Raw genomic sequence first — 23,267 nt, 5'->3', positions numbered from 1 at the left:
TTTTTGTTTTACGGGCGCAAAGGTACAACCTTTTTTGAAACCTGCAAATTTTTTAACAACTTTTTTTCAATTATTTTTTTCTTACTTCACTTGTACTCTCCATCCAAATGGGTCTTCAGCCTTGTTATACTGAATGTTAAGTATAGCTTGTTTGATTTTATCGGTATATAATTCAGCAGGACGATTTACACTGTAATCCTTGCCTTTATAGCCAAATCCAGAGATAGGGCTAATCACCGCAGCCGTTCCACAACCGAATGCTTCTTTCAATTCACCTTTTTCAGCAGCTTCGATAAGTTCAGTTACTTTCACTGGACGAATTTCGGTTTTGATACCTAATTTTTCGGCTACTGCAATGATACTTTTACGAGTTACCCCATCGAGAATACGCTCACTGGTAGGGCAAGTAACAAGGGTATCACCAAAACGGAACCATAGGTTCATTGTACCTGCTTCTTCTAAGAATTGGTGCGTAGCATCGTCTGTCCACATCACTTGTTGATAACCTTCATTAGCAGCTTCTTGGGTAGGGAAAAACTGACCTGCGTAGTTACCTGCAGCTTTAGCAAAACCAAAACCACCATTAGCCGCACGGCTGTAATAGTCGGCTATTTTTACTTTCACATCGCCTTTGTAATAAGCCTGTACTGGGGCGGTAATAATCATAAAGAGGTAGTTTTTAGCAGGGGCAGCTTGCACACCAGCAGTAGTAGCAATCATAAACGGACGCAAATAGAGAGCATTGCCAAATCCTGGTTTTATCCACTCACTATCAATATCTACAAGAGTGCGAAGTGCTTGATCAAACCATTCTTCAGGGAACTCAGGCATTGCCAATCGTGAGCAGGATTTATTGATACGTTTGTAATTTTCTTGTGGACGGAAGAGAAAAACGTGTCCGTTGTCATCTTTATAAGCTTTCATTCCCTCGAAAACAGCCTGCCCGTAGTGGAATACGCTTGCTGAAGGTTCAAGGGTAATAGGAGCATAAGGTTTGATGGTTGGGTTTTGCCACTGTCCATCTGTGTATTCACAGATAAACATATGGTCAGCAAAAGTTTTACCAAAACTCAGTTTTGAAAAGTCTATTTGGTTGATACGACTTTCTTTTACTTTTTCAATCTTTAAATTCATATTGTTTTAGTTTTTAATTCTTAAATTTTTGTCAAAGGTACGAAATATTTTTTAACTTTGTCGCTTAAAAGACAAAAATCTTTATTGTGTATCCACCAATATACTAATTATGAAATAATTATATTTAACAAATAACACTTTTTAAACAAATGAAAACAATTTATAGTATACTTATTATCTCTTTTTTCATAGGATATACCTCAGCGCAGGAACGCGATTCTATTGTAGGAGGATGGGAGTACCCTCAAAATTTTTATGAACTATACCGCCTTAACGCCAAGGGTGAAAAACTAACTACACATAGCAACGTTTTTATTATTCTTAAAAAACCGCAATCTTCATATACGGGAACTTATCAAAAAGGACAACCTTATGAAGGTTTTTTCATTCAAAAAGGTAAAATGCCTTTAAACTTTCGAGTAGATGAGTACGAAAAGGGTAAAAAAATAAAAGAATACTGCTTTGCTCCTCTTGGAAAAGAAAATAATAACTATCCCATCAAGTTAGATGAGATAGCAAAAGTAGAAAACGGGCAGGCTGTAACCGATGGCACTGTATTTAAAGAAAGAAAAATTGACAAAGTTACTTATCTAACAATCACTAATTACAAAAATGGCAGTCCGCATAAGTGTTTGTTTGTAATGTATCACGATATAATCAACGCTTGGTTGTTTAGTTTAGAAAAGGATTTTATTACAGTAGCTTATGAGGATAAGGAAGATTTGATGAACCTAAAAATCTATAAAAAAGACGATGAATTAGTAGGTGATTTACTGTCAGGAGGACGTACTTTTCATACAAGAAAACATAGTATCACTGTAGAAAAAGGAACGCCTAACGCAAGTATATACTACTATTTAGACGACAAGCAACAACTTAAAGAATACTTTTTTTTAATAAAAAGATATGACAATGAAGAAACAATAGCTTCTGATATTTTCATTACCTCCTTGTACACTCTTTTACCTATAACATATAAACACTCTATTACTGAAGCTTTTAGTGATTTAGTAAAAGGACTCAACAATGCTTTTGAAACAGAAGCTATCTCTTCTAAAGAACGTCTTAATTTTTTATCTTATCTACTCAATAAAAGTGAAGAAGAATTTACAAAGCTTTTAAAAAATGAACAAGTTATAGGGTTCTTAATCAATGAAGATGGAAAGCTTTACGGCACAAAAATCACTCCCTTACCTGATAAAACCTATCAAATCGACTGCTATAATGGCAATAATAAAAAGAAAAGTACTATAAAAATTAAAAAATTAGATGCTGAGATTATGCAAAATATATACCTAAAGATGTAATATATTACAATTTTCACTTGTTAGCTAAACAATGACTCACGAACTTATAAAAACCTCCGATGGCTCTACCAGCCTCTATATTCCGCAGTTAGATGAGACCTATCACTCAGTACACGGCGCACTTCAAGAAACTCAGCACGTGTTTATCAAAAATGGACTGCAACTATTTGAACAACAGAGCATCTCTATCTTAGAAATTGGCTTTGGCACAGGGCTCAATGCTTTGGTTACTTACAAGGAACACAAAGTCTTGCAGCTGAACATTCACTACGAAACGGTAGAAGCCTATCCTATTCCGTGGGAGGAAGCCTCACAAATGAATTTTTCGGAAGTGCTCTCCCCTACCCTATCCCCTATTTTTGAACAGATGCACTGCTGCCCGTGGGATGAAACTGTTGCTCTCTCTCCTACCTTCAGCTTCAAAAAACGACTACAACGCTTTGAAACTATTAATGATGTCGACACTTTCGACCTTATTTATTTCGATGCTTTTGGGGCGCAAGTACAACCAGAACTGTGGCAAGAAGCTATTTTTCAACAAATGTACGCTGCCCTCAAACAAGGAGGCTATTTGGTAACTTACGCTGCTAAAGGTAGTGTGCGCCGTGCGATGCAGGCTTGTGGTTTTATGGTGGAACGATTACCAGGTCCGCCTATGAAAAGGGAAATGTTACGCGCTCACAAGGATTAAAGCCCAAATGTCCGTTTTCTACATAGAGCGGAAAAGGTAAGTTGTTAGTATACAATGCTCCAGTACCTAAACCTTGAGGCATTGGACTGTGAAGTGTGTACGTCCACTGCGCGATGGCATTGAGCCCTATATTGCTCTCCAAAGCTGAGGTTACCCACCAACCTATACCCAATGTTTCGGCAAGCGTTATCCATTCTTCAGAACCTCGATAACCTCCTATGAGCGAAGGTTTTAAAATGATATACTGCGGTTGTATCTCTCTTAAAAGTCGTTGTTTTTCTTCAGAAGTAAATACCCCTATCAATTCCTCATCGAGGGCGATAGGCAGGGGTGTTTGTTCACATAGTTCAGCCATCGCTTCCCACTGTCCTGCGCGTATAGGCTGCTCGATAGAGTGCAATTGCAGGGCAGCTAATCGTTCTAAATACACCAGTGCTTCAGTTGCTTGAAACGCACCATTAGCATCCACCCTTATCTCTATATTACTTGCTGAAAACTCATTGCGCAAGGCTTTTAAAATACGATATTCCTCTTCAAAATCGATGGCGCCTATCTTCATTTTGATGCAACGAAATCCCTGAGCGAGTTTTTCTTTTATCTGCGCTTTCATAAAGTCGGGAGAGCCCATCCAAATAAGTCCGTTGATAGGAATTGCGTCTTTTCCTGTTGTAAAATCAGAAGGAAAAAGTTCGTACCACTGTGACGCTGCTGCCGACCTAAAGGCTTGTTCCACACCAAATTGTATAGAAGGAAAGGCAACGAGTTCTTTGAGCAATGCCTCTTCACCCAAATGCAGGTGTTGTTCTACCCATTGCAGTTTTGCTTCATAATCAGGTACATCATCAGCACTCAATCCACGAAAGAGGTTGCATTCCCCTATGCCTTTTTTGCCCTCTTGATCTATTACCAAAAAGAAGGTTTCTTTGGAGGTAAGCACCCCCCGTGATGTCCCCGACGGACGTTTAAAATTGAGAATATGTTTAATCATAATATCAATTTGCTAATTCGCTAATTCTTAATTTTCTATGATTTTTATCTATCTGTATCAATTCGACTATGGTATAAGTCTCTGGCAAGTATTTTTCAACTCTTTCTGCCCATTCAATAAAACACCAATCGCCAGAGTAGAGGTATTCTTCAAAGCCTATATCAAAGGCTTCTTCCTCATTTTTGATACGATAGAAATCGAAGTGGTAAATCTTATCATTAGTGCCTTCATAAGGGTTCACCAAACTAAAAGTAGGGCTGCTGACATTATCGGTACTGCCTAAAGCTCGTACCAAAGCCTTGATAAGGGTTGTTTTACCAAAGCCCATTACTCCCTTGAAAATCACTACTTTGGATTGCAAATGAGGAAGAATTTTTTCGGCAATAGCGTCTATTTCGGATAAAGTATAAGTAAATTCCATAAAGTTTGTTTCTTTTATTGGGCAAAGGTAGTAATAATTGAGAAATTAGCAAATTAGCAATTTTTCTAATTAGCTGGTCGTAGTTTGACCGGTTAGGGGTGTATTTTTGCCGGCAGAAAAAGGAAAAGTAAAACTTTTTTACACAAAAAGAAATACATATCCAAAAAAGTTTGTACATTTGTCATATAAGATTAAAAAATTACTTCAAAATGGAAGATTCTAAGTATCCTAAATTAGAGGAGAAAGTGTTAAAAGAGCTTTATAATACTTATGTCATACCTCCTTATCAACGTCCTTATAAATGGCATAAATCTCATGTTATTCAGTTACTTGATGATTTATATGAAAATATCTATATTGGCAGGCGAACTTATCGAGTAGGAACACTTATTGTCCACGATGAAGGTAATACTCATAATATTGTAGATGGACAACAACGCTTAACCACCCTTTCACTTATCTTATATTATTTGGGTGAAAAAGATAAGTTACTTCAGAACCAAGAATATACTAATGAGATTTCTAAAAATAATCTCGTCTATAATTATGACCAAATCAAACAATGGTTTGGTGCTAAGAGATTAGAAATAAATGAAGAAATGTTCTTAAACGAGTTAAAAGATAAATGTGAGTTTGTTGTTATTACAGTTTATCATCAAGATGAAGCTTTTCAATTGTTTGACACCCAAAACTCAAGAGGAAAAGAACTTTATCCGCACGATCTATTAAAAGCATTTCATCTGAGAGAAATGGATAAAGATGGTTATACAGATAAAGAAATAGAGCAATATGTTATCAAATGGGAAGATTACCTCCTTGATAAAGATAATCCTCTGCTTGACATTCTCAATAACCATTTGTACAGAATACGAAAGTGGATAAAAGGAGATCCTAAATATTCATTTTATAAGTCAGATTTAAACGAATTTAAGGGTATAAGCCTTTATAAAGGTGTAAAATACAATTATGAATTGCCTTTAAGAATTTTAGATGGAACTATACAGAATACAAAAAAAGATTTCTTACTACGTAATTTTGGTATTGCACAACATTATCCTTTTCAGATAGCTATGAATATCATCAATGGGCGAAGTTTTTTCGATTATGTGTTCTATTATATTGAACTAAAGAAACAACTTCTTGAAGGGAATAAAGAGTTTAAAGCATTCTATCAAGAAAGATGTCATGAATATTGGGGTTCTTGGAGAGTAGGTGATGTAAAGGTAAGAAATCTTTTTGAGAATATTTGTTTGCTTTTTGTAGATAGATTTAACCTTGAAGCTTTCAATGAAAGTGTCTATTATAAAGAATTTTACAAGAATGTATATCAACTGCGATTAGAGAATAAAGCAATATCAGAAAATAGTATTTTAAACCACTACAAAGCCTTTCGTTTCTTTAAGTCTATTCCTAAGAGTTATTCACCTGAGGAACTAAAAATAGATTTATTTTGTAACTATATTCCTAAAGGAGAGTGGAATGAAAATGAATATGTAAAGGGAGTAAAACCTATTTTTGATTTTTTAACCCATAAAGACAATGACGAATAATAAAGAAATAAAAAAAGCCATAACAATAAAAGAAGTTTTAAGTAACGACTCTTACATTATCCCTATTTATCAACGAAATTACGAATGGGAACAACCTCAAATAGAGCGTCTTATTAGGGATATTAATAGCATAGGAAAAAATGAACAGTATTATTTAGGTACCTTAGTCACCTTTAGAAGAGATGATAGTAGCTATGAACTCGTTGATGGACAACAACGCCATACTACCCTAAATCTTATCAAAGCTGTTTTAGATAAAAAAACTTCTTTTAACCTCAACTTTCAAGCACGCTCTGAGTGTGAACTATTTTTTAGAGAGCTTTCTAAAGGTATAGATAGCCTACCTGAAATTCCTGAAACAAAAAACATAAAGCTAAGGCAAGGGATTGAGATTATTAAAAGTGTTCTTAATGATATCGAAGATAAAGAAGCATTTAGAAATAAATTCTTACAACAAACTCATATTTTTAGAACAGAATTACCTAAAGAAACTGAACTAAATCATTATTTTGAAATAATGAATAATAGAGGAGAGCAATTAGAAAAGCATGAAATACTAAAGGCTCTATTTATGGATAAATTAGAAACAGACATGCAAAAGGAAGTTTTTGCAAAAGTATGGGAGGCATGTTCTTTTATGGGAGACTATATTTGGAATAATGGACTTCCTAAGGAATTATTAGAGAAAGAGGAATTCTCATTTGATGATATTGTGTCTTCACTTGGAAAAGATAAGAGTAGTAAAAACAATCAGCATCAAACAATAGTAGCCCTTTTAGAAAGGGGTATAGAAACACTTCCTGAAGGATTTAAGCAAGGAGAAGAAAGCAAAACGTATGATTATCGTTCTGTATTAGAGTTTCCTACTTTCTTACTTTATGTATATCGCCTTATAAATCCTAAAAAAGAAACTTCCTTTGATGATAAAAAACTTTTAGAGACATTTAAAGACTATAAAGATGCAGAAACTTTTATCGTAGCTTTACTCAAATATAGAATCTATTTTGATAAGTATATCATTAAAAATAGTCTCCTATCAAACGACAAGGAAAGCAATTGGGGAATAAGAGGATATGAATTTGAAAAAGAAGGAGTAGAAACAAAGGAAACTGCTTTTGAAAATACTGATGAAGAAAAGAAAATAGAGATGTTACAGGCTATGTTTCATTATGCAACTGTTTCTAATGACAAAAAGGATTGGCTCTTGAGGTTATTAAGAGATAAGGTAGAAGAGAAAGACTTATATAGTGTTTTAAAATCAGAATTAAAATCAGAATTAAAATCAGAATTAAAATCAGAATTAGAATTAGAAGAGGAAATTAAAGATATCTCATTAGGAGAAATTTCCTTTTGGTCAGTTTCTACTAAGATATTCTATTACTTTGAGTATATACTTTGGGAGGTATATTATGACTATGTAAGAGGGGAAGATAAAGTAGACAGTCCTGAAGCAATAAAATCTATCACCAACAGAATAAAGGAAGTTAGAGACCATTTCAAAAAATTCTATTTCAGACAATTGCCTTCTAAGGAGCATTTATTACCACAGAATAAAATTTCAACTATTGAGGTAGACAAAACGTTACCTCCTGACAAACAAGATGAGAAGCGAGAGAAAATACTCCATAGTTTTGGAAACCTTTGCTTAATCAGTAACTCTGAAAATTCATCAGCTAATAAAGAACATCCTGAATACAAAAAGAAATCATTTTATAATAATACAAGTCTTAAAAGACTGATGATGTTCGAAACTTTCTCAAAAGAAAAAGAATGGAATACCCAAGAGATTAAACAACATCAAGAAGAAATGGAAGCTCTTTTGAAATTTTATCAGCCTTCTAAAGAATAAACCTTCTCCCCTCCCCACTCCTAAAAAAGTGGGAATATTTTTTTTCAAAAAACACCACCATCGGTCATAGTTTGTCCATTTAATATTATATCTTTGCAGTATTATTTCTAAAGTTATACAATGAATCTTTACTTAGACGACCTCCGTACTACTCCTGAAGGCTTTGAGCGCGTGTATAGCTATGAGGATTTTGTAGCTTATCTTCAGCGTTATGGTTTGCCTGATTTTATCTCGTTTGACCACGATTTGGGCGAAGAGTTTTCGGGTTATGACTGTGCTAAATATTTGGTGGATTACTGCTTAGACCGTCAGTTGCCTTTGCCCGATTTTACAGTGCACAGCCAAAACCCTGTGGGCAAAGAAAATATTGAGCGGTTGCTAAATAATTTCAAAGAACAACAAAAAACAATTTTAAACGCAATTTAACTACTTAACACTTTTCACTTATTATGGCAAAACCTATTCAAATAGCACGTTTGGTGCATATCATTAGATTGCTTACTACTCATAAAAATGGGCTATCGGCTCAGAGTATTGCCGATTATTTAGCTGATGAAGACGATGAATATGCTTTCAGTAACCGCACTATTCGCAGGGATTTCGACGATATATACATCGCTTTTGGTATTGACATCACCCTTAATGCAAAGGAAAAAGTATGGGCTATCAACCCCGATAGCATTGCCAATAAACAAAGCATATTAGACCATCTGTTGTTAGTAGATGCGCACCGCAAGGCAAAAAATACGGGTACTCTCCTCTTAGAAGTACAACCTGAAAAGGGGTTGGAAATGCTCGACCCTATCCTTACAGCTATTTCTCAAAATGTATTGATTACCTTTACTCATACTTCCTTTGGCTGGGAAACTACTAAAGCATATCAGGTACTGCCTTATGCAGTGAAAGAATATCAAGGTCGTTGGTATCTCATTGCGACTGATAACAAACAGCCTATCAAACTCAAAGCTTTTGCTCTCGACCGTATCAGCAACTTAGAGGTAACCGACATCCAAGTGAAACGCAAAAAAATAGATATGGAGTCGTTTTTTGAACATTTCTATGGGGTTGCTATTACTGAAGGCGAGCCCTTGCAAAAGGTAGTACTTTCCTTTGATTATGAACAAGGTAAGTATATCAAATCGCTAAAACTACATCCTTCTCAAGTAACTCTAATAGATAATGAGGACGAACTACGCGTGCAACTCACTCTTGCTTTTCCTAATGGTAAAGCTCCCTACGATTTGGTGATGAAACTCTGTTCGTTTAGCTGTTCGGTAAAGGTTATCGCACCTCAATCTTTAGCTGATGAGGTTGCTCACTACCACAAAGCCGCTTACGAACAGTATCAGTCCTCGTAAAAAAATAGTCGTTCGTAAGTCGTTATTCGTAATTATTTTTTACCTTTGCCCATTAGAAATAAAAAACTTATGGGAAGCACTACAATTGAAGCACAGAACTACTGCATATATTTTAACGAAGAAGGAACGCGTTTTATCAATGATTTGATAGCTGAACGCCGTCCTTCTAAACTCTTCCTTTTAGTAGATAGCCATACTAACGAACACTGTTTGCCAGTATTCCTCCCCGATTTGGCTACCGATATCCCCTTAGAAATCATAGAAATAGAAGCCGGTGAACCCAATAAAAACATCGATACTTGCACTCAAGTGTGGTATGCCCTTTCTGAATTGGGGGCTGACCGCAAGTCGTTGCTCATCAATATAGGTGGAGGCGTTGTTACCGATTTGGGGGGCTTTGTCGCCTCTACTTTTATGCGCGGTATCGATTTTATAAACGTGCCTACGAGTCTGCTGGCAATGGTTGATGCCTCGGTAGGTGGTAAAACTGGGGTAGATTTGGGTGCTTTAAAAAACCTTATAGGGGTAATCAACAATCCGTTAGGGGTTGTGGTCGACACTCGCTTTTTGGCAACCCTACCTGCTGAAGAACTTCGCAGCGGAATGGCAGAAATGTTCAAACACGGTCTCATCAGTTCGCCTGAGTATTGGCAACAAATGTGTCAGCTAAATGAACTGCCCGTAGAATATTTGGGAGTGCTCATTCGTGAATCGGTAGCGATAAAAAATGAGGTTGTACACCAAGACCCTACCGAAAAAGGTTTGCGAAAAACGCTGAATTATGGTCATACTCTGGGGCACGCGATAGAATCGTATTGTTTACAAAACCCTGAAAGAGAACGCTTGTTACACGGAGAAGCTGTTGCCATTGGGATGGTGCTCGCTACTTATCTTTCGGTAAAAGAATTAGGCTTCCCGCAAGCTGAATGCGACCATATCAAAGCTGTTTTAGCTGAATACTTCCCCAAGCAATCTTTTTCTAACGAAGAAATCACCGATATTTGTCAGCTGATGCGTTTTGATAAGAAAAACGTAGGGGGCAATGTTTATTTTGTGCTTTTAGAAGCCATTGGCAAACCAAAAATTGACTGTATTGTTCCTTTTGAAGAGATTTATAAGGCTTTTGAATATTACCTCAGTTAATAACCATAACCAATAACTATATGAAGCAATTTTTAATCTTCTTATTATTTTGTTCTCTATGGGTAGGACGAGTGTCAGCGCAAAGTTATTGGCGCAAAACCAATTTCACTACCCAGCGTAGCACTCATTCCACTGACCCTTCTTTTCAGTATTTCATTTTAGATAAAGCTGCCTTTGCACGTGCGTTACAAGCAAGTGAAACAAGCCGAAGTGCTGCTATCATTGCCATTCCTAATGCCGAGGGAAAACTTATCAACTATTATATTACCCCTACTCAAGTGCTCTCGGAAGCGGTAGCACGCAAATTTCCTTCTATTAAAACCTTTGTGGGCAAGGGGGTAGACGATGATACTCAACATATCCGCTTTACGTGGAGTGATTATGGATTGGATGCAATTATGCAACAAAATTTGTATTATAGTTTTGTAGAAGCTGAAGATCAAGAAGGAGTTCATTATAGAGTTTATAAATATGAAAATACCGAAAAACCTTTGGTAGACTGCAAAACTTTGGATGTACCAGCACTTGTAGCAGAAAGTCAATCGCTACAACGCGCCACTTTTTCAAGCGCTAGTGTGCATCGCACTTTTAGAATTGCCGTAGCTTGTACCTATTCGTTTACTACGTATTTTGGAGGAAAAACACCTGCTTTTACACAGATTGTCAATATCTTAAACAAAGTGAATGAAGTATATGGACAACAGCTTTCTATAGCCTTTCAGTTGGTTTCAGACGACAGCATCGTTTTCGACAATGAAAATACAGACCCTTTTGCGGGGATTAACTACAGTAATTGGAATAATTATATCAACACTTCTACTACTCTACAACAAGTACTTGACAATAAGATAGGCAATGCTAACTATGACATAGGGCACTTATTCCACAATGGCAATAATGGAGGTAACGCAGGATGCATAGGTTGTGTGTGTGAAAGTGATGAAAAAGGGCGAGGTTTTTCGTCTTATCCTTTTGAAATAAGGGGAATCCTTCGCAGTGCTTTTGCTATAGATGTAGTCGCTCACGAAATAGGACATCAAATGGGAGCACGACATACTTTTTCATACCGCAGAGAGTTTGGTTCTGGCTCACAAATGGAACCAGGAAGCGGCACTACCATAATGAGTTATGCAGGTGTTAGCCGCGATTACGACGTGCAACAACACGCCGACCCTTATTTGCACCACCGTACAGTGTACGATATTACCGAGAACCTGCAAAGCAAATCGTGTGCTACGGAAAATCCTACAGGCAACACACCTCCTGAAATACCCGACCTAAAAAGCTATACCATTCCGTACGGCACTGCCTATCTGTTAGAAGGTTCTGCCACCGATGTTGATGGTGATGACTTGCTATACACTTGGGAACAAGCCGATAATTATACTACTTCTAACAGCTACTATTTCTCACCTACGATACGTTTTGGAGCTACAGCCCGCTCTATGAAACCCTCTACACAATCGTATCGCTATATACCTCGTTTAGAGCGCATTGTAGCAGGCACGCTCACCCAGCAGAGCCCCAGAAAAGGCGATGCTTGGGAAACGGTACTCAACATTGGACGCACCCTCCATTGGACGTTTATGGTGATTGACCGTCCTTTGGCAAGTAATCAAACGGGAAATACTGTTTATAAAACCATTGAGGTAGTAGTAAGTGCCGATGCAGGTCCTTTTAAAGTAACTTCTCACAACCAAAATAGCACTTGGGTAGTAGGACAGAAGGTGAAAATCGAATGGGATGTTGCCAATACTAATAAAGCTCTCGTATCAGTAAATAAAGTGAAAATACTCTTTTCTACTGATAATGGAGCTACTTTTCCACATACTTTGGCTACTGGCTTAGCTAATAATGGCAAAGCTGAAGTAACAATACCCGCAAGTCTAAAAACTACTCAAGGGCGTTTTATGATCAAAGCTGAAGAGAATATCTTTTTAGCAGTAAATGCGGGAACTATTACTATAAAAGAAGATGAAGATACCGATGGCGATGGCATAATGTCCAGTGTTGATAACTGTCCGTTTGTAGCCAATCCCGACCAAAAAGACACTGATGGCGACGGCATAGGTGATGCTTGTGATGATGATATAGATGGCGATGGTATTTTGAACGCTTTCGACAATTGCCCTACCGCATCCAACACTACCCAAAAGGACAGCGACAACGATGGTATAGGCGATGTTTGTGACAACGACATCGATGGTGATGGCATTCCTAACACTCAAGACAACTGTCCGCTGATTTACAACCCCGATCAAGCTGACCTCGACAGTGATGGTATAGGCGATAGCTGTGATGATGATATTGATGGGGATGGTATTCCAAATAAAGAAGACCCACAAGTGGATTACGTACTCATTTCCAATGCCTTTACTCCTAATGGTGACGGTATCAACGATACTTATACGATTGCTCACGCCGAAAAATATCCGCGTAACACTCTTTATGTATATAACAATTTAGGTCAGTTAGTATATGAAGCAAGAGGCTACAAGAACCAGTGGAACGGCAAAATGTCTAATGGAACATTGGTAGCTCGAGGCTCGTATATAGCGATATTCAGCATCGATGGCTCTGACGAAAAACAAACTAAATACTGGATTTACATCAATTATTAAAAGAAGATAAACTATGAAAAAGATATTTTTAAGTGCCTTATTACTCGCTGGAGTAGTTCAAGCACAAACTATCGACCCCTCTTATATATTTTACTATCAGCACCAAAACTTGGTAAACCCAGCAGCGGTAGGCTTAGAGAGAGGACACACCATCTCGGTGGATATACGCAACCAATGGCGCGGAATGACCGAAGCGCCTCAAACGCAAACTTTCTTCACCACTCACCGCCTTTCCGATCGCGTAGGGGTAGGACTTTCGCTTGCTAATAACAAAGTTTTTATACAGAAACAAGCTGGTATCTATGCCGATTTTTCCTACTCAATCCCTATTACTTACAACTCTAATTTGATAGGAGGTATAAAGTTTGGGGGAGATTTTTTTAATGTAGATGGCAGTGATTTGCGCACCTACAACAATATGTATAATATGTATTACCCTAATGGAAATCGTAAGCACCCCACTTACTACAACGACCCTTATTTGCAAAGTATTTCAGGGAAGTTTCAAACCAACTTTGGTGCGGGACTCTACTACGACCATCCTGATTTCTATATAGGTATGGCAATTCCTAATATGCTGGCTTCTGACAAAGTGCGTATGGATAACGAAGTAATGACTTCTATTGCCGATAATATGTTCTTCTATTCTATGGTGGGCTACTATTGGCGTGCAACTACCGATTTCACTGTAAAACCACGTTTCCAAACGCGATTTGGCAAAGGTGAAAAACCTTCTATCGACCTTACTGTCGCAGGCAATTTTGCTAATCGCGCCGAATTAGGTGTCACTTATCGCACTGATAAAGCTGTAAATGCTTATGTATTCTTTGAAATCCCTGATTACTATGTAGCAATAGGTTATGGGTTTGAAAGTTACTTCCAAACCCATCTCAACTTGCAATCGCGTAACTCTCACGAGTTTTTAGTTCAATTCAAATGGTAGTGTGAGCCACACGGACGATTATTTTACTATATATTGAAGTGTAGTGTATTGGGCAACGCGGAAAGCACCAAGAGGGTTTTCACGTTTGTTAGTTGTATTCACGATGTTGCCTATGGGGCGCGTAGGAATAGAAAATGGGCTTTGTCCTTCTGATAGTCTAACTAGCATTTGCACAAACTCCTTATATTGAGGATGAATACGGTAGAGAATAATATTCACCACATCGCCCTTGTTGAGTTTTTCGTCATTATCAACCCCTGCCATTATAAAGAAGAATTTATTATTAGCTATGTAATTATCGTCCAAGGTGCCATAAACAGTTTTAGAAATATTACTCTGCGACAACTTTAGTAGATAAGCATTAGCAACCCCATCATTAATACCATCGAAATAGAAACGCACCTCTTTTCGATCTGCTAAAAAGCCTCCATTTTCTTTCTGCACTATTTTGTTAGAAGGTATTACAGGGGCTTCAAGCATTTTATCTTTAGCAGTATAAGTTTGTCCGTCGAGCTCTACAATCAATTCATAGTTTTTGCCTAACTCAGGGGTGATACCCGCAGGAAATACATAACGGCTACCTCCTTTTAATTCATTTAGATTATCAGAAGTGATAGTAGAGGTACCATCCCAAAGGGTAAGGCTGTACGTTTGGCTACCCGAAACTATCTTCACCACTGCATTATTTACCGCAGGTGAATGTGTTTCACCAAAATAAGCTTCGGTATAGCTGATATCAACTATTGGGTAGGCTTTGGCTTCTCCTTTTTTCCAGTCGAGCGCTGCATCAATCACTAATTTCTTAGGAGCAGTATCCAAATTCAAATCGATAACCTCTTCGCAAGAAGTCAAAGCAAAGGCACTGAGGAGTATGATAGAAAGGTTTTTCATTTTATTCAACTATTTATAGAATTAGAAACTAAAATTATAAGTTACACTAGGTATAATACCAAAGATGGAGAGTTTCACGGCTTCATTTTTATGAGTATCTTCGTTTTCACGGAAGGAAACACTCACAGCATTTTTGCGGTTGTACACGTTGTAAACCCCAAATACCCATTCACTTTTCCAGCGTTTTGCTCTATCCGATTGTGGAGTATAAGTAGCCGATAAGTCTAAACGGTGGTAAGTAGGCAAGCGGTATTCATTGCGTTTGCTATAATCGGGGACAGTTTGTCCTAAGTAAGAATAGCGCCCTACAGGGTAGTTTGCAGGCAATCCCGATTGCAAGTTGAATATAGCACCAAACGTCCATTTAGGTGAAAGCTCGTAAGTAGCTGTAATCGAGAGGTCGTGAGGCTTATCATAAGGAGCATTATACCAATCGCCGTAGTTGATACCTATTTCTTCAGGGGTACGACCTTTGGTTTGCATTTCCGATTTTGAGAGTGTATAGGCTATCCAACCAGTAAGTCTGCCTGTATTTTTACGCAAGAGCACTTCCAAGCCATAAGCTCTGTTTTCTCCTGAGAGCAAGACACGTTCAATAGCTTCATTAGCTATTAAGTTTGCCCCATTGATATAATCCAAACGATTTTGCACCTTTTTGTAGTAAGTTTCTACCTCTATGCTGTATTTATCGTCAAAAACATTAGAAGCATAACCTAATGCCACTTGGTCGGCGATTTGAGGTTTGATAAACTCATCGCTAGGCGTCCATACATTCAAAGGCGAAGGAGAGGCTGTGTTAGAAATGAGATGTACATATTGGGCAGTGCGTGCATAACTCGCTTTTACTGATTTGGTATCGCTAAAAGCATAGCTCATTGTAAAGCGCGGTTCGAAATTAGAATACAAATCGATAATACGGTTACTGCCGTAGTATTTAGTACCTATAGCAGTACCTTGGTAGTACACTTGTCGGTTAGCATTGTAGCCCACGGGATTGTCATTAGGATAAATATTCACGGTGCGTTTGCCTAAACTGTAGAAATTACTAAAGCGCAAGCCGTAAGACACCGTAAGAGCTTCAGCTAATTTTTGTTCTACATCGGCATAGAAGCCCATTTCGGCAGCATAACGATGTTCGAGTATGCGTTCTTTGATAGTAGAAGCTGAAGTTTTAGGCACAATTTTCCCTGGTTTGAATATGTAGTACAAACCCTGTACTCCGTAAGTAAGTTTGAATTTTTCGGAAATATAGTTTTTGAAGTCGTATTTGAGGTTAAAATTCTCAATTCCCGACGTCCATTTCATATCAATAAAACTAAAATCAAACTTATAATCGTAGTTGCTGTAGATAGCCGAGAGATTAGAGAAAAGTTTATCAGTAAACAAGTGATTCCAACGCAAATTCACTAAGGCATTGCCATAAGTATTGGTGAGGTTCTCACTAAGTATAAAACTATCACGCCCAAAATACCCTGAAAGATAAAGCGCATTGTTTTCGTTGAGTTGGTAAGAAAGTTTAGTGTTGAGATCGTAGAAATAAGCTGAATTTTTATTGTCACTCAGTTTGAGGAATAGATGAGCGTAAGAAGCACGACCTCCTACTAAAAACGAGGCTTTGTCTTTCACGATAGGACCTTCGGCAAGCAAGCGTGAGGAAAGTACCCCTATACCGCCCGTTGCAGCGAATTTATTTTTATTACCTTCTTTTTGATAGATATCCAAAACAGAAGCGATACGTCCGCCGTAGCGTGCAGGAATTCCGCCTTTGTAGAGCTTCATATCGCGCACGGCATCAGCATTGAACACACTTAGAAATCCAAAAAGGTGAGAAGCATTGAAGATTGTAGCTTCGTCTAAGAGAACTAAGTTCTGATCGGCAGCACCACCACGCACATTAAACCCTGATGAAGCTTCACCAGCATTGCTCACCCCCGGCATTTGCATTAAGGTTTTGATAATATCCACCTCACCCACCAATACAGGAAGTTTCTTGACGGTAGTAATAGGAATTGTAGCAACGCTCATCTCAGGTTTGCGCACCGCAGTTTTAGGAACTGCTTGTGCATTGAGATCCACCCCTTTGAGTTCTATAGTTTCGGGAGTTAATTTGTAGTCCTTACGGATATTTTTGTTGAGCTCTATAGTTTCTTGGTGAGTGCCAAAACCTATATAGTCAATCACAATAGTATATTTACCTTCGGGTAAAGTAATAGAATAGAAGCCATACTCATTCGTAGAAGTACCCGTATGGAGTTCTTTGACAATGAAGTTTACCCCTAATAATTTTTCACCATTAGAAGCATCGGAAATAGAACCGCTAAGGGTGTACTTGTGTTGTGCAAATACAGCAGTTGTAGCTACTAAAAAAAGTAGTAGAAAGCACTTTTTCATAAAATAATTATTATTTTTTTCAGGGGCAAAAGTACAAATAAAAACTTTTAACACAAAATAAGTTTCTGATTCTCTATACCAAAAGAAGCTTTTCCTATACAAAAAAATCAGCAATTAGTTAAAACTAACTGCTGACTCTTATTTCATTTTGTTAATTTAATTATCTGTGTGGCTCGCATTATTTTCCTTTTCCTCCTATGGCAGGGTCTTTCATTCCCTCTTCAATCATAGTATAGAATTGGTCGAGTTTAGGCAATACTACAATACGAGTACGGCGGTTTAGAGCACGTCCATTGGCATCGCCATTGCTTGCTAATGGTACATAGTAGCTACGACCCGCTGCAGTCATACGTTCAGGAGCAACGCCAAAATCTTTTTGCAATACACGTACAATCTCGGTAGCGCGCATTACGCTCAAATCCCAGTTGTCACGGATACAACCTGTTTTGATATTCACGTTATCGGTGTGACCTTCTACCATAAACTCAAAGTCAGGTTTGTTTTTCACTACTTTAGCTACTTTTTCGAGTACGCTCTTAGCGTTTTTAGAGATGGTGTAGCTACCACTGCTAAAGAGCATTTTATCGGAGATATTGATGAATACCACTCCTTTTTCTACTTTCACATCTACATCTTGATCGTCCAAGTTACCCAATACACCTTTGAGACTTTGCACCAAAGCCAGATTTACAGAGTCACGACGGGTAACTGCATCGCGCAAGTTTTTGATAGTTAAATCTTTTTCGCGCAAACTTTCCAATGATTTTTCGAGGTTTTCAGCACCTTTTTGGGTAAGTGTAGTGAGGTTGCCCATATTGTTGATGAGCTGCTGATTGTTCTCTTTGAGCAAATCGTTTTGGTTTTTAAGACTTTCTAATTTGTATGACAAGTTATTCTTTTCATCTAAACACATATTGAGTTTTACGGTAGCAGTGTTTAGCAAATCTTCAGTTTGTTTGTTTCTCGCTTCTAACTCAGCATACTTCTTTTTAGATACACACGATGTGGTAACTAATGCCAACATCGATAGTGCGATAATAAATTTTTTCATACTAGTTTATGTTTTATAATTAATGAATATGTTACAATAAAAGTGCCAAGATTATCTCTTATTTGTTTTTTTGCTTGGCTTTGGATTTCTCTTTAGCGTTTTTGAGTTCTTTTTTCAGAGATGGATTGGCTAATATCATTTCGTCTTCATCTATCTCCTCAGGGGACTTCATTCCCTTTATTTCTTTAGGTTTTATCTTCTTCTCAGCATCACTATATATCTGTTCTTTACTGCGAATACGCTCGTCGCCTCGCCAGATAAATTCCTTAAACTTGCGATCGTTCACGTGCAATTTTTCTTCTGGGTATAAATTCCCCGAAGGTTGTGTAATAAACACAGTTTGTTGTAGTTGCTGTTTTTTATCTAAATAGAGCTTGATATGGCTGCAAGTGAGTTTGTTGATACCTACCAACTCTTTAGCATCGTTGTACACGTAGTAAATAGACTCAGTATTCTGCAAAAAGTCTATCTGTCGCAATGCATTATCTTTAAACTTGCCATACAAGAGCTTACCTTTCACTTGGTTATAACCATCGCCCAAAGTATCTTTTTCTACCACCAAAGCATTGTTGAACACTTTGAGGGAGTCTAACTGTTGAGTTTTTGTATTGGCTATCAGGTGGATATTGTCGCCCGTCATTTGGCTTTCCCCTGTCCACGCTACAGGTTTGCCTACCAATTGTGTGAGCCCGTTAGCTTCGTTAGAGTGGATGGAATCGCATTTGGCTTGCATATCGCTTTTGAAGATACGAGCATCGGGGTAAGCGCGAATCACGCGGTGTTGAGGTTTGCCTGTAACCAAAATACGCTTGCCGTGCATATACATCGAATCCTTCTCTACTAAGGTAATTACAACCGCTTTTTTGGTGATAAACATCGAATCTTTTGCCTTGTGAATCTCGCCGTAATGACCACGCACAAAGGTCTTGTTTATAGTATCCGAAATGAAAATATTGTTAGAACCCGATGAAAACTGTCGGCGTTTATCAAAATACAAGCTGTCTCCCACTAAAGTTTTGAGGTTGTACTCTATTTTAGCGTGCTTCATAAAATAGCCTTGCTCTCGCTTTGTATCATAAAAACCACGCTCACAATACACCTTATAATCAGCGCCTGCAATGGTAGTTTTACCATAAAAATAGGCATTACCAGAATTGTGATAATAGTCTAACACCTGAGAATTGACTGTAAAATCACGATTGACAATCTTTACTGAATTGGTAAACTGATTTTTTTTAGTAGTTACATAATATTTCCCCGTTTGGCTAGTAAGTTCATTCTCGGGGTCGGTTATTTTACCAAAATTATTGTAGTAAGCCTCTTGTTTGTTGCGATCGAAAAAGAGTTCTTCGGTCTCAAGAGTCATATTGCCATTGCGCAACACCACCCCCTCACGAGCTACTGCTGTTTTAGTATTTCCTTTATACGATATATATTGACTGTTCATCTGCAAAGTATCGCCTTGTTGCAACACTACATTGCCGTGAGCGATTACCTCATTTTTCTCCTCATAAAGCACTGCCAAATCACACCATACATCTAATCCTTGATGGCGAAACTGCACTCGCTGCCCATCCGATTTAAAAATAGTCGCTCCAGGGTATTTTACATTATCAATAGTAAATTCACCCCCATAGACAATTTCTATACGTTTAGTTTTAGGCTCATTGTTCTGTGCTACAATATTTTGTGCACCACAAACAAAAATTAAAAGTAATATGTAAAAAAATGTTTTTTTCATCCAGAAATTTTTCATTCAGAATGCAAAGATAGTAAATAATTGATAATTAGCAATTGATAATTGACATTTAATTGGCTAACTCCACAGGAGGTCTATAATTCACTCCTTGATGTAATAAGTAACTGAGTTGTCCTTCTAACCTATCAGTAAACGATTTCCAAGAACGCTGTTGCATTTGTGTCCAGCCTACTTCGGAGAGGGCAAGTGCACGCGGATAGGTCATATAAAAAGCCCTAAAAAGGTCTTTTACACTTTCGCCCCATAAGGTAGCTTCTACTCCTAAAATATACTGTTTTTCTTCTTGTGAAGTAAGAGAAAAAGCAGGGTTAAATTTATATACTTGTTGTAGCGTGAGGGTAGGCATCCAGTCTACATTAGGCAAATCATCTTTGGCTTGAGGATAATCAAAATAAGCATACTCTCCCGGTGAGCATATTACTTTGAAGTTATCTTTTTTAGCGCGTTCTAATACCTGTGGGGTAGTGTGCATCCGCCACAAATACATTACACTATTTTGAGGATAAGTTGGCACTTCGAGTTCCATCCAAATGAGAGGCTGCTTGCCATTTTTCGCTAAGGACTCATTTACCCTTTTGAAAAACTCACTCATCAGTTGCTGGTTGTTCGTAATTTGTAGTTCTTTTTTAAGCTGTTGCACTTTCGGATTTTCAAGCCATTTATCCAAAGGAGCTTCATCGCCACCTATATGAAAATATTTACAAGGAAACACCTCTGATAACTCACTGATAATATCATCTATAAAAGTAAAAACTTCTTTTTTGGATACACATAACAAATTCTTAGAAACCCCTGCTGTAGTACGCACCCCTATAATCGTATCATTACAACTGAGAAATGGGTAAGCTGCCACTGCCGCATCATTATGACCAGGCACATCAAACTCGGGGATAAGTTGCACATTGCGCTCTAAAGCATAGCGCACTAAGTCTTTCATTTCTTCTTGGGTATAAAAGCCTTCATTATTGCGCTTGCTTCCCTCAAAATCTGTTCGTTTAGCACCTACTTCTGTTAGCTTGGGGTATTTTTTTATCTCTATGCGCCAGCCTTGATCGTCGTTGAGATGCAAATGTAAGTAGTTGAATTTGTATTGCGACATTACATCGATATACTTTTTCAAATCCTCTATTTTCCAATAGTGGCGTGCGGGGTCTACCATTAGGGCGCGATAAGCAAAACGAGGGGCATCGGTAATGGTGAGACAAGGCAAGGAGTCCTTGCGTTCTTTTTTTACCTGAAATATCAATTGCTTAAGTGTTTGTGTAGCATAGTATTTCCCAGCTTCAGCGCTGTACTTAATGATAATTTTCCGAGGCTGGATAACTAACTGATAGCCTTCGGGATTGGCAATAGCAGGTTCTTTTACATAAGTAATAGGAGTATTTACCTTGCAACTGCCTTTATAGTAATGTACTTCATTAGGCTGTGGCACTACATTTATTTGTGCTGAAAGAGGAAAAACCAAAAGCAGTAATACATAATATAGTTTCATAATAATAGATTTGTCAATTTGTCGATTTACTAATTTATTATTTAATTTTCACATTTTTAGTGCGTTCTAACTTAAAGCGTTCTTTATTCCAATGAAAGGGTTTGAAGTCCTGATTTTTGATAATCTTATTATTGCGATAGATAAGATTTTCTACTGATTTAGCATAGAGAATAGGTTCATCGAAAGTTTCAAAAACATTGTCCTCAATGCGTATATTAGAGTGAAAATATTTTTGTTGTGCCTCTAAATTAGGGATTTCGGGGTAGATAGAGATAATAGCATTCGTAAACTGATAATTGGCAGTAAGTGCATTGACAAAATGGTTGTTTTTGATGCTTACATTGCGGCAAGCACCCGTTTCGTACCAGCCGTTGCAATCGCCACAGAGCAAGATAGCTGCCCCGTGGGTATGATCGAATAGATTATTACTGCACATCACTTTTTTAGGGGTACTAAAAAGTGCCCCACGTGCCCGATTGTTGCGCACAATATTATTTTTGAAAAGTACCTTAGGTGTCCAAGTGAGATTTTCTACTCCACAAGCAGTATCGGGGTTTACCTCAGCAGGTAAAGGCTTATCAAAAGTAATTTCAAAAATTTTCGCCCCTACTTCAGTAGGTTTATCAACAGCTTTTATCTGGTGAATTTTATAAGTTTTATCACCTATAGTTTCCATTGTTTTAGCAGCGACAAATTGCACTTGGTCACCCTTATTTCCCCAAAGAAATCCCCACGATTGAGGGTGCATATATTGCGCTTTGATAGTATAATCATTCTCACGAGTAATGACTTTCAAGTAAGTGCCGTGCACATTGATAGCATCATCAGCCATACCTTCATACAAACCATTTACCGAGCGTATTTTTCCTTTACAAGCTGAAAAATGGGTAGCATCGGCTTGAGTAGTGAAAAAACGTTCGCTCCCCTCCTCTATCGCTACTCGAAACTTATCAAGAGTCATATTTTCAGTGAGTTGAGCCAACAGCCCCATCCCTTGTACGTTGTGTACTGTGATATTTTCAAGAGTTATATTTTTGCTTTCGGTTACGAAAATAGCAGGTGTAGGTCGGGAATAAGTACGTAACACAAAGCGCTCACCTACTTGTAGATAGGGCAATTTGCCCATTCCCTCTATATAAAATTCGTTAGGAGCAAGTTCAACAATTTTTGTAGGTGAGAAAGGGACATCGATACGGCGGTAAGCCAAGTGTTTATTTGGAGCAAAAACCATTCCTCCAAAAGGCATTTCCTGATAATCTTCACCTGTGAAGTAGAGTTTTTCATTCTCAATTTTGTAGTTTCCTTGAGGGTAGAGTTGCGCCTTTATACTGTTGTGGAGGCTATCTACCTCGGTAATTTGTAACTGTCGGAGGTAAGGGGTTGCAAAATCTATTGAGAAGTTACGAAGAGTGAGATTGCTACAATTTTTCACTACAAAAGGCAAAATCGTACCGTGAAACACTAAATTCTGTCCCTTTCCATCAATGACTACATTGTGCAGATTTTCGTAGTAGAAAGCTACTTTTTTAGGGTTAGTTTGGTCGTGATTGGAGATGTACAACTCTTTGTCAATTGTTTGATTGATAGTATAATGAGTTGTTGTAGGAAGATAATGTACGCTTTGGCAAGAGCCGAAAAGCAAGGCAGTGAGGGTGATGATAATAGCTGGTTTCATATT

18 protein-coding genes are annotated in these 23,267 nt (G+C 37.8%); 9 read left to right on the top strand and 9 right to left on the bottom strand.

What is annotated here, in order from left to right:
- Positions 1-81 precede the first annotated feature (81 nt).
- A complete protein-coding gene (locus tag CGC57_RS11180; RefSeq protein WP_095899191.1) occupies positions 82-1,134 on the bottom strand; it encodes a branched-chain amino acid aminotransferase in 1,053 nt (350 codons plus the stop codon).
- Between the two features lie 149 nt (positions 1,135-1,283).
- On the opposite strand from CGC57_RS11180, the gene CGC57_RS11175 reads away from it, so the two are divergent.
- Positions 1,284-2,441, top strand: a complete 1,158-nt coding sequence (locus CGC57_RS11175) for a hypothetical protein (protein ID WP_095899190.1) — start codon at positions 1,284-1,286, stop codon at positions 2,439-2,441.
- Between the two features lie 31 nt (positions 2,442-2,472).
- On the top strand, positions 2,473-3,132 hold the full coding sequence (mnmC2, locus tag CGC57_RS11170) for a tRNA (5-methylaminomethyl-2-thiouridine)(34)-methyltransferase MnmC2 (RefSeq protein WP_095899189.1): 660 nt from the start codon (positions 2,473-2,475) through the stop codon (positions 3,130-3,132).
- Here mnmC2 and CGC57_RS11165 read toward each other — a convergent pair.
- Both CGC57_RS11165 and tsaE read right to left on the bottom strand, forming a co-directional pair.
- Complete coding sequence (locus CGC57_RS11165; protein ID WP_095899188.1) at positions 3,095-4,120, bottom strand: o-succinylbenzoate synthase; 1,026 nt, start codon at positions 4,118-4,120, stop codon at positions 3,095-3,097. The two genes, mnmC2 and CGC57_RS11165, sit on opposite strands and share 38 nt — an antisense overlap.
- A gap of 4 nt (positions 4,121-4,124) precedes the next feature.
- On the bottom strand, positions 4,125-4,541 hold the full coding sequence (gene tsaE, locus CGC57_RS11160; RefSeq protein ID WP_095899187.1) for a tRNA (adenosine(37)-N6)-threonylcarbamoyltransferase complex ATPase subunit type 1 TsaE: 417 nt from the start codon (positions 4,539-4,541) through the stop codon (positions 4,125-4,127).
- A gap of 209 nt (positions 4,542-4,750) precedes the next feature.
- On the opposite strand from tsaE, the gene CGC57_RS11155 reads away from it, so the two are divergent.
- The 7 genes from CGC57_RS11155 (at position 4,751) to CGC57_RS11125 (ending at position 14,005) form a co-directional block, all read left to right on the top strand.
- Positions 4,751-6,091: a DUF262 domain-containing protein gene (locus tag CGC57_RS11155; protein WP_095899186.1), complete on the top strand. Its 1,341-nt coding sequence runs from the start codon at positions 4,751-4,753 to the stop codon at positions 6,089-6,091.
- Entirely contained in the window at positions 6,081-7,940 is a 1,860-nt protein-coding gene (locus CGC57_RS11150; RefSeq protein WP_095899185.1) for a DUF262 domain-containing protein, read from the top strand. The genes CGC57_RS11155 and CGC57_RS11150 overlap by 11 nt, the downstream gene beginning before the upstream one ends.
- Before the next feature lie 120 nt (positions 7,941-8,060).
- On the top strand, positions 8,061-8,366 hold the full coding sequence (locus CGC57_RS11145; RefSeq protein ID WP_095899184.1) for a cyclic-phosphate processing receiver domain-containing protein: 306 nt from the start codon (positions 8,061-8,063) through the stop codon (positions 8,364-8,366).
- A 23-nt stretch (positions 8,367-8,389) separates the two neighbouring features.
- Entirely contained in the window at positions 8,390-9,298 is a 909-nt protein-coding gene (locus CGC57_RS11140) for a helix-turn-helix transcriptional regulator (RefSeq protein WP_095899183.1), read from the top strand.
- A 69-nt stretch (positions 9,299-9,367) separates the two neighbouring features.
- Complete coding sequence (gene aroB, locus CGC57_RS11135; protein ID WP_095899182.1) at positions 9,368-10,441, top strand: 3-dehydroquinate synthase; 1,074 nt, start codon at positions 9,368-9,370, stop codon at positions 10,439-10,441.
- 20 nt (positions 10,442-10,461) lie between these two features.
- Entirely contained in the window at positions 10,462-13,062 is a 2,601-nt protein-coding gene (locus CGC57_RS11130) for a thrombospondin type 3 repeat-containing protein (protein WP_095899181.1), read from the top strand.
- A gap of 13 nt (positions 13,063-13,075) precedes the next feature.
- Entirely contained in the window at positions 13,076-14,005 is a 930-nt protein-coding gene (locus CGC57_RS11125; RefSeq protein WP_095899180.1) for a PorP/SprF family type IX secretion system membrane protein, read from the top strand.
- Positions 14,006-14,023: 18 nt separating this feature from the next.
- Here the strand turns inward: CGC57_RS11125 and CGC57_RS11120 are convergent, their stop codons facing one another.
- The 6 genes from CGC57_RS11120 to CGC57_RS11095 form a co-directional block, all read right to left on the bottom strand.
- Entirely contained in the window at positions 14,024-14,896 is an 873-nt protein-coding gene (locus CGC57_RS11120) for a DUF4249 family protein (protein WP_095899179.1), read from the bottom strand.
- Between the two features lie 21 nt (positions 14,897-14,917).
- The gene (locus CGC57_RS11115) at positions 14,918-17,287 is read right to left on the bottom strand and encodes a TonB-dependent receptor (RefSeq protein ID WP_095899178.1); all 2,370 of its coding nucleotides are present in this window, start codon (positions 17,285-17,287) and stop codon (positions 14,918-14,920) included.
- Between the two features lie 178 nt (positions 17,288-17,465).
- Entirely contained in the window at positions 17,466-18,338 is an 873-nt protein-coding gene (locus tag CGC57_RS11110; protein WP_002677356.1) for an OmpA/MotB family protein, read from the bottom strand.
- Between the two features lie 58 nt (positions 18,339-18,396).
- Positions 18,397-20,079 carry an OstA-like protein gene (locus CGC57_RS11105; RefSeq protein ID WP_002677226.1) on the bottom strand — a complete coding sequence of 561 codons (1,683 nt, stop codon included), beginning with the start codon at positions 20,077-20,079 and terminating at the stop codon, positions 18,397-18,399.
- 67 nt (positions 20,080-20,146) lie between these two features.
- The gene (locus CGC57_RS11100; RefSeq protein ID WP_002677631.1) at positions 20,147-21,589 is read right to left on the bottom strand and encodes a beta-N-acetylhexosaminidase; all 1,443 of its coding nucleotides are present in this window, start codon (positions 21,587-21,589) and stop codon (positions 20,147-20,149) included.
- A gap of 37 nt (positions 21,590-21,626) precedes the next feature.
- A complete protein-coding gene (locus CGC57_RS11095) occupies positions 21,627-23,264 on the bottom strand; it encodes an alpha-1,3-galactosidase-related protein (RefSeq protein ID WP_095899177.1) in 1,638 nt (545 codons plus the stop codon).
- Positions 23,265-23,267: the final 3 nt, after the last annotated feature.

The sequence above is a fragment of the Capnocytophaga sputigena genome, from assembly GCF_002302495.1.
Classification (GTDB): Bacteria; Bacteroidota; Bacteroidia; order Flavobacteriales; family Flavobacteriaceae; genus Capnocytophaga; species Capnocytophaga sputigena.
This window is presented reverse-complemented; position numbering and strand designations above follow the sequence as displayed.

Excerpts from the sequence above, each read along its gene's own strand:
- CGC57_RS11180 (WP_095899191.1), bottom strand. The coding sequence starts at position 1,134 with ATGAATTTAAAGATTGAAAAAGTAAAAGAAAGTCGTATCAACCAAATA.
- CGC57_RS11175 (WP_095899190.1), top strand. The coding sequence starts at position 1,284 with ATGAAAACAATTTATAGTATACTTATTATCTCTTTTTTCATAGGATAT.
- mnmC2 (WP_095899189.1), top strand. The coding sequence starts at position 2,473 with ATGACTCACGAACTTATAAAAACCTCCGATGGCTCTACCAGCCTCTAT.
- CGC57_RS11165 (WP_095899188.1), bottom strand. The coding sequence starts at position 4,120 with ATGATTAAACATATTCTCAATTTTAAACGTCCGTCGGGGACATCACGG.
- tsaE (WP_095899187.1), bottom strand. The coding sequence starts at position 4,541 with ATGGAATTTACTTATACTTTATCCGAAATAGACGCTATTGCCGAAAAA.
- CGC57_RS11155 (WP_095899186.1), top strand. The coding sequence starts at position 4,751 with ATGGAAGATTCTAAGTATCCTAAATTAGAGGAGAAAGTGTTAAAAGAG.
- CGC57_RS11150 (WP_095899185.1), top strand. The coding sequence starts at position 6,081 with ATGACGAATAATAAAGAAATAAAAAAAGCCATAACAATAAAAGAAGTT.
- CGC57_RS11145 (WP_095899184.1), top strand. The coding sequence starts at position 8,061 with ATGAATCTTTACTTAGACGACCTCCGTACTACTCCTGAAGGCTTTGAG.
- CGC57_RS11140 (WP_095899183.1), top strand. The coding sequence starts at position 8,390 with ATGGCAAAACCTATTCAAATAGCACGTTTGGTGCATATCATTAGATTG.
- aroB (WP_095899182.1), top strand. The coding sequence starts at position 9,368 with ATGGGAAGCACTACAATTGAAGCACAGAACTACTGCATATATTTTAAC.
- CGC57_RS11130 (WP_095899181.1), top strand. The coding sequence starts at position 10,462 with ATGAAGCAATTTTTAATCTTCTTATTATTTTGTTCTCTATGGGTAGGA.
- CGC57_RS11125 (WP_095899180.1), top strand. The coding sequence starts at position 13,076 with ATGAAAAAGATATTTTTAAGTGCCTTATTACTCGCTGGAGTAGTTCAA.
- CGC57_RS11120 (WP_095899179.1), bottom strand. The coding sequence starts at position 14,896 with ATGAAAAACCTTTCTATCATACTCCTCAGTGCCTTTGCTTTGACTTCT.
- CGC57_RS11115 (WP_095899178.1), bottom strand. The coding sequence starts at position 17,287 with ATGAAAAAGTGCTTTCTACTACTTTTTTTAGTAGCTACAACTGCTGTA.
- CGC57_RS11110 (WP_002677356.1), bottom strand. The coding sequence starts at position 18,338 with ATGAAAAAATTTATTATCGCACTATCGATGTTGGCATTAGTTACCACA.
- CGC57_RS11105 (WP_002677226.1), bottom strand. The coding sequence starts at position 20,079 with ATGAAAAAAACATTTTTTTACATATTACTTTTAATTTTTGTTTGTGGT.
- CGC57_RS11100 (WP_002677631.1), bottom strand. The coding sequence starts at position 21,589 with ATGAAACTATATTATGTATTACTGCTTTTGGTTTTTCCTCTTTCAGCA.
- CGC57_RS11095 (WP_095899177.1), bottom strand. The coding sequence starts at position 23,264 with ATGAAACCAGCTATTATCATCACCCTCACTGCCTTGCTTTTCGGCTCT.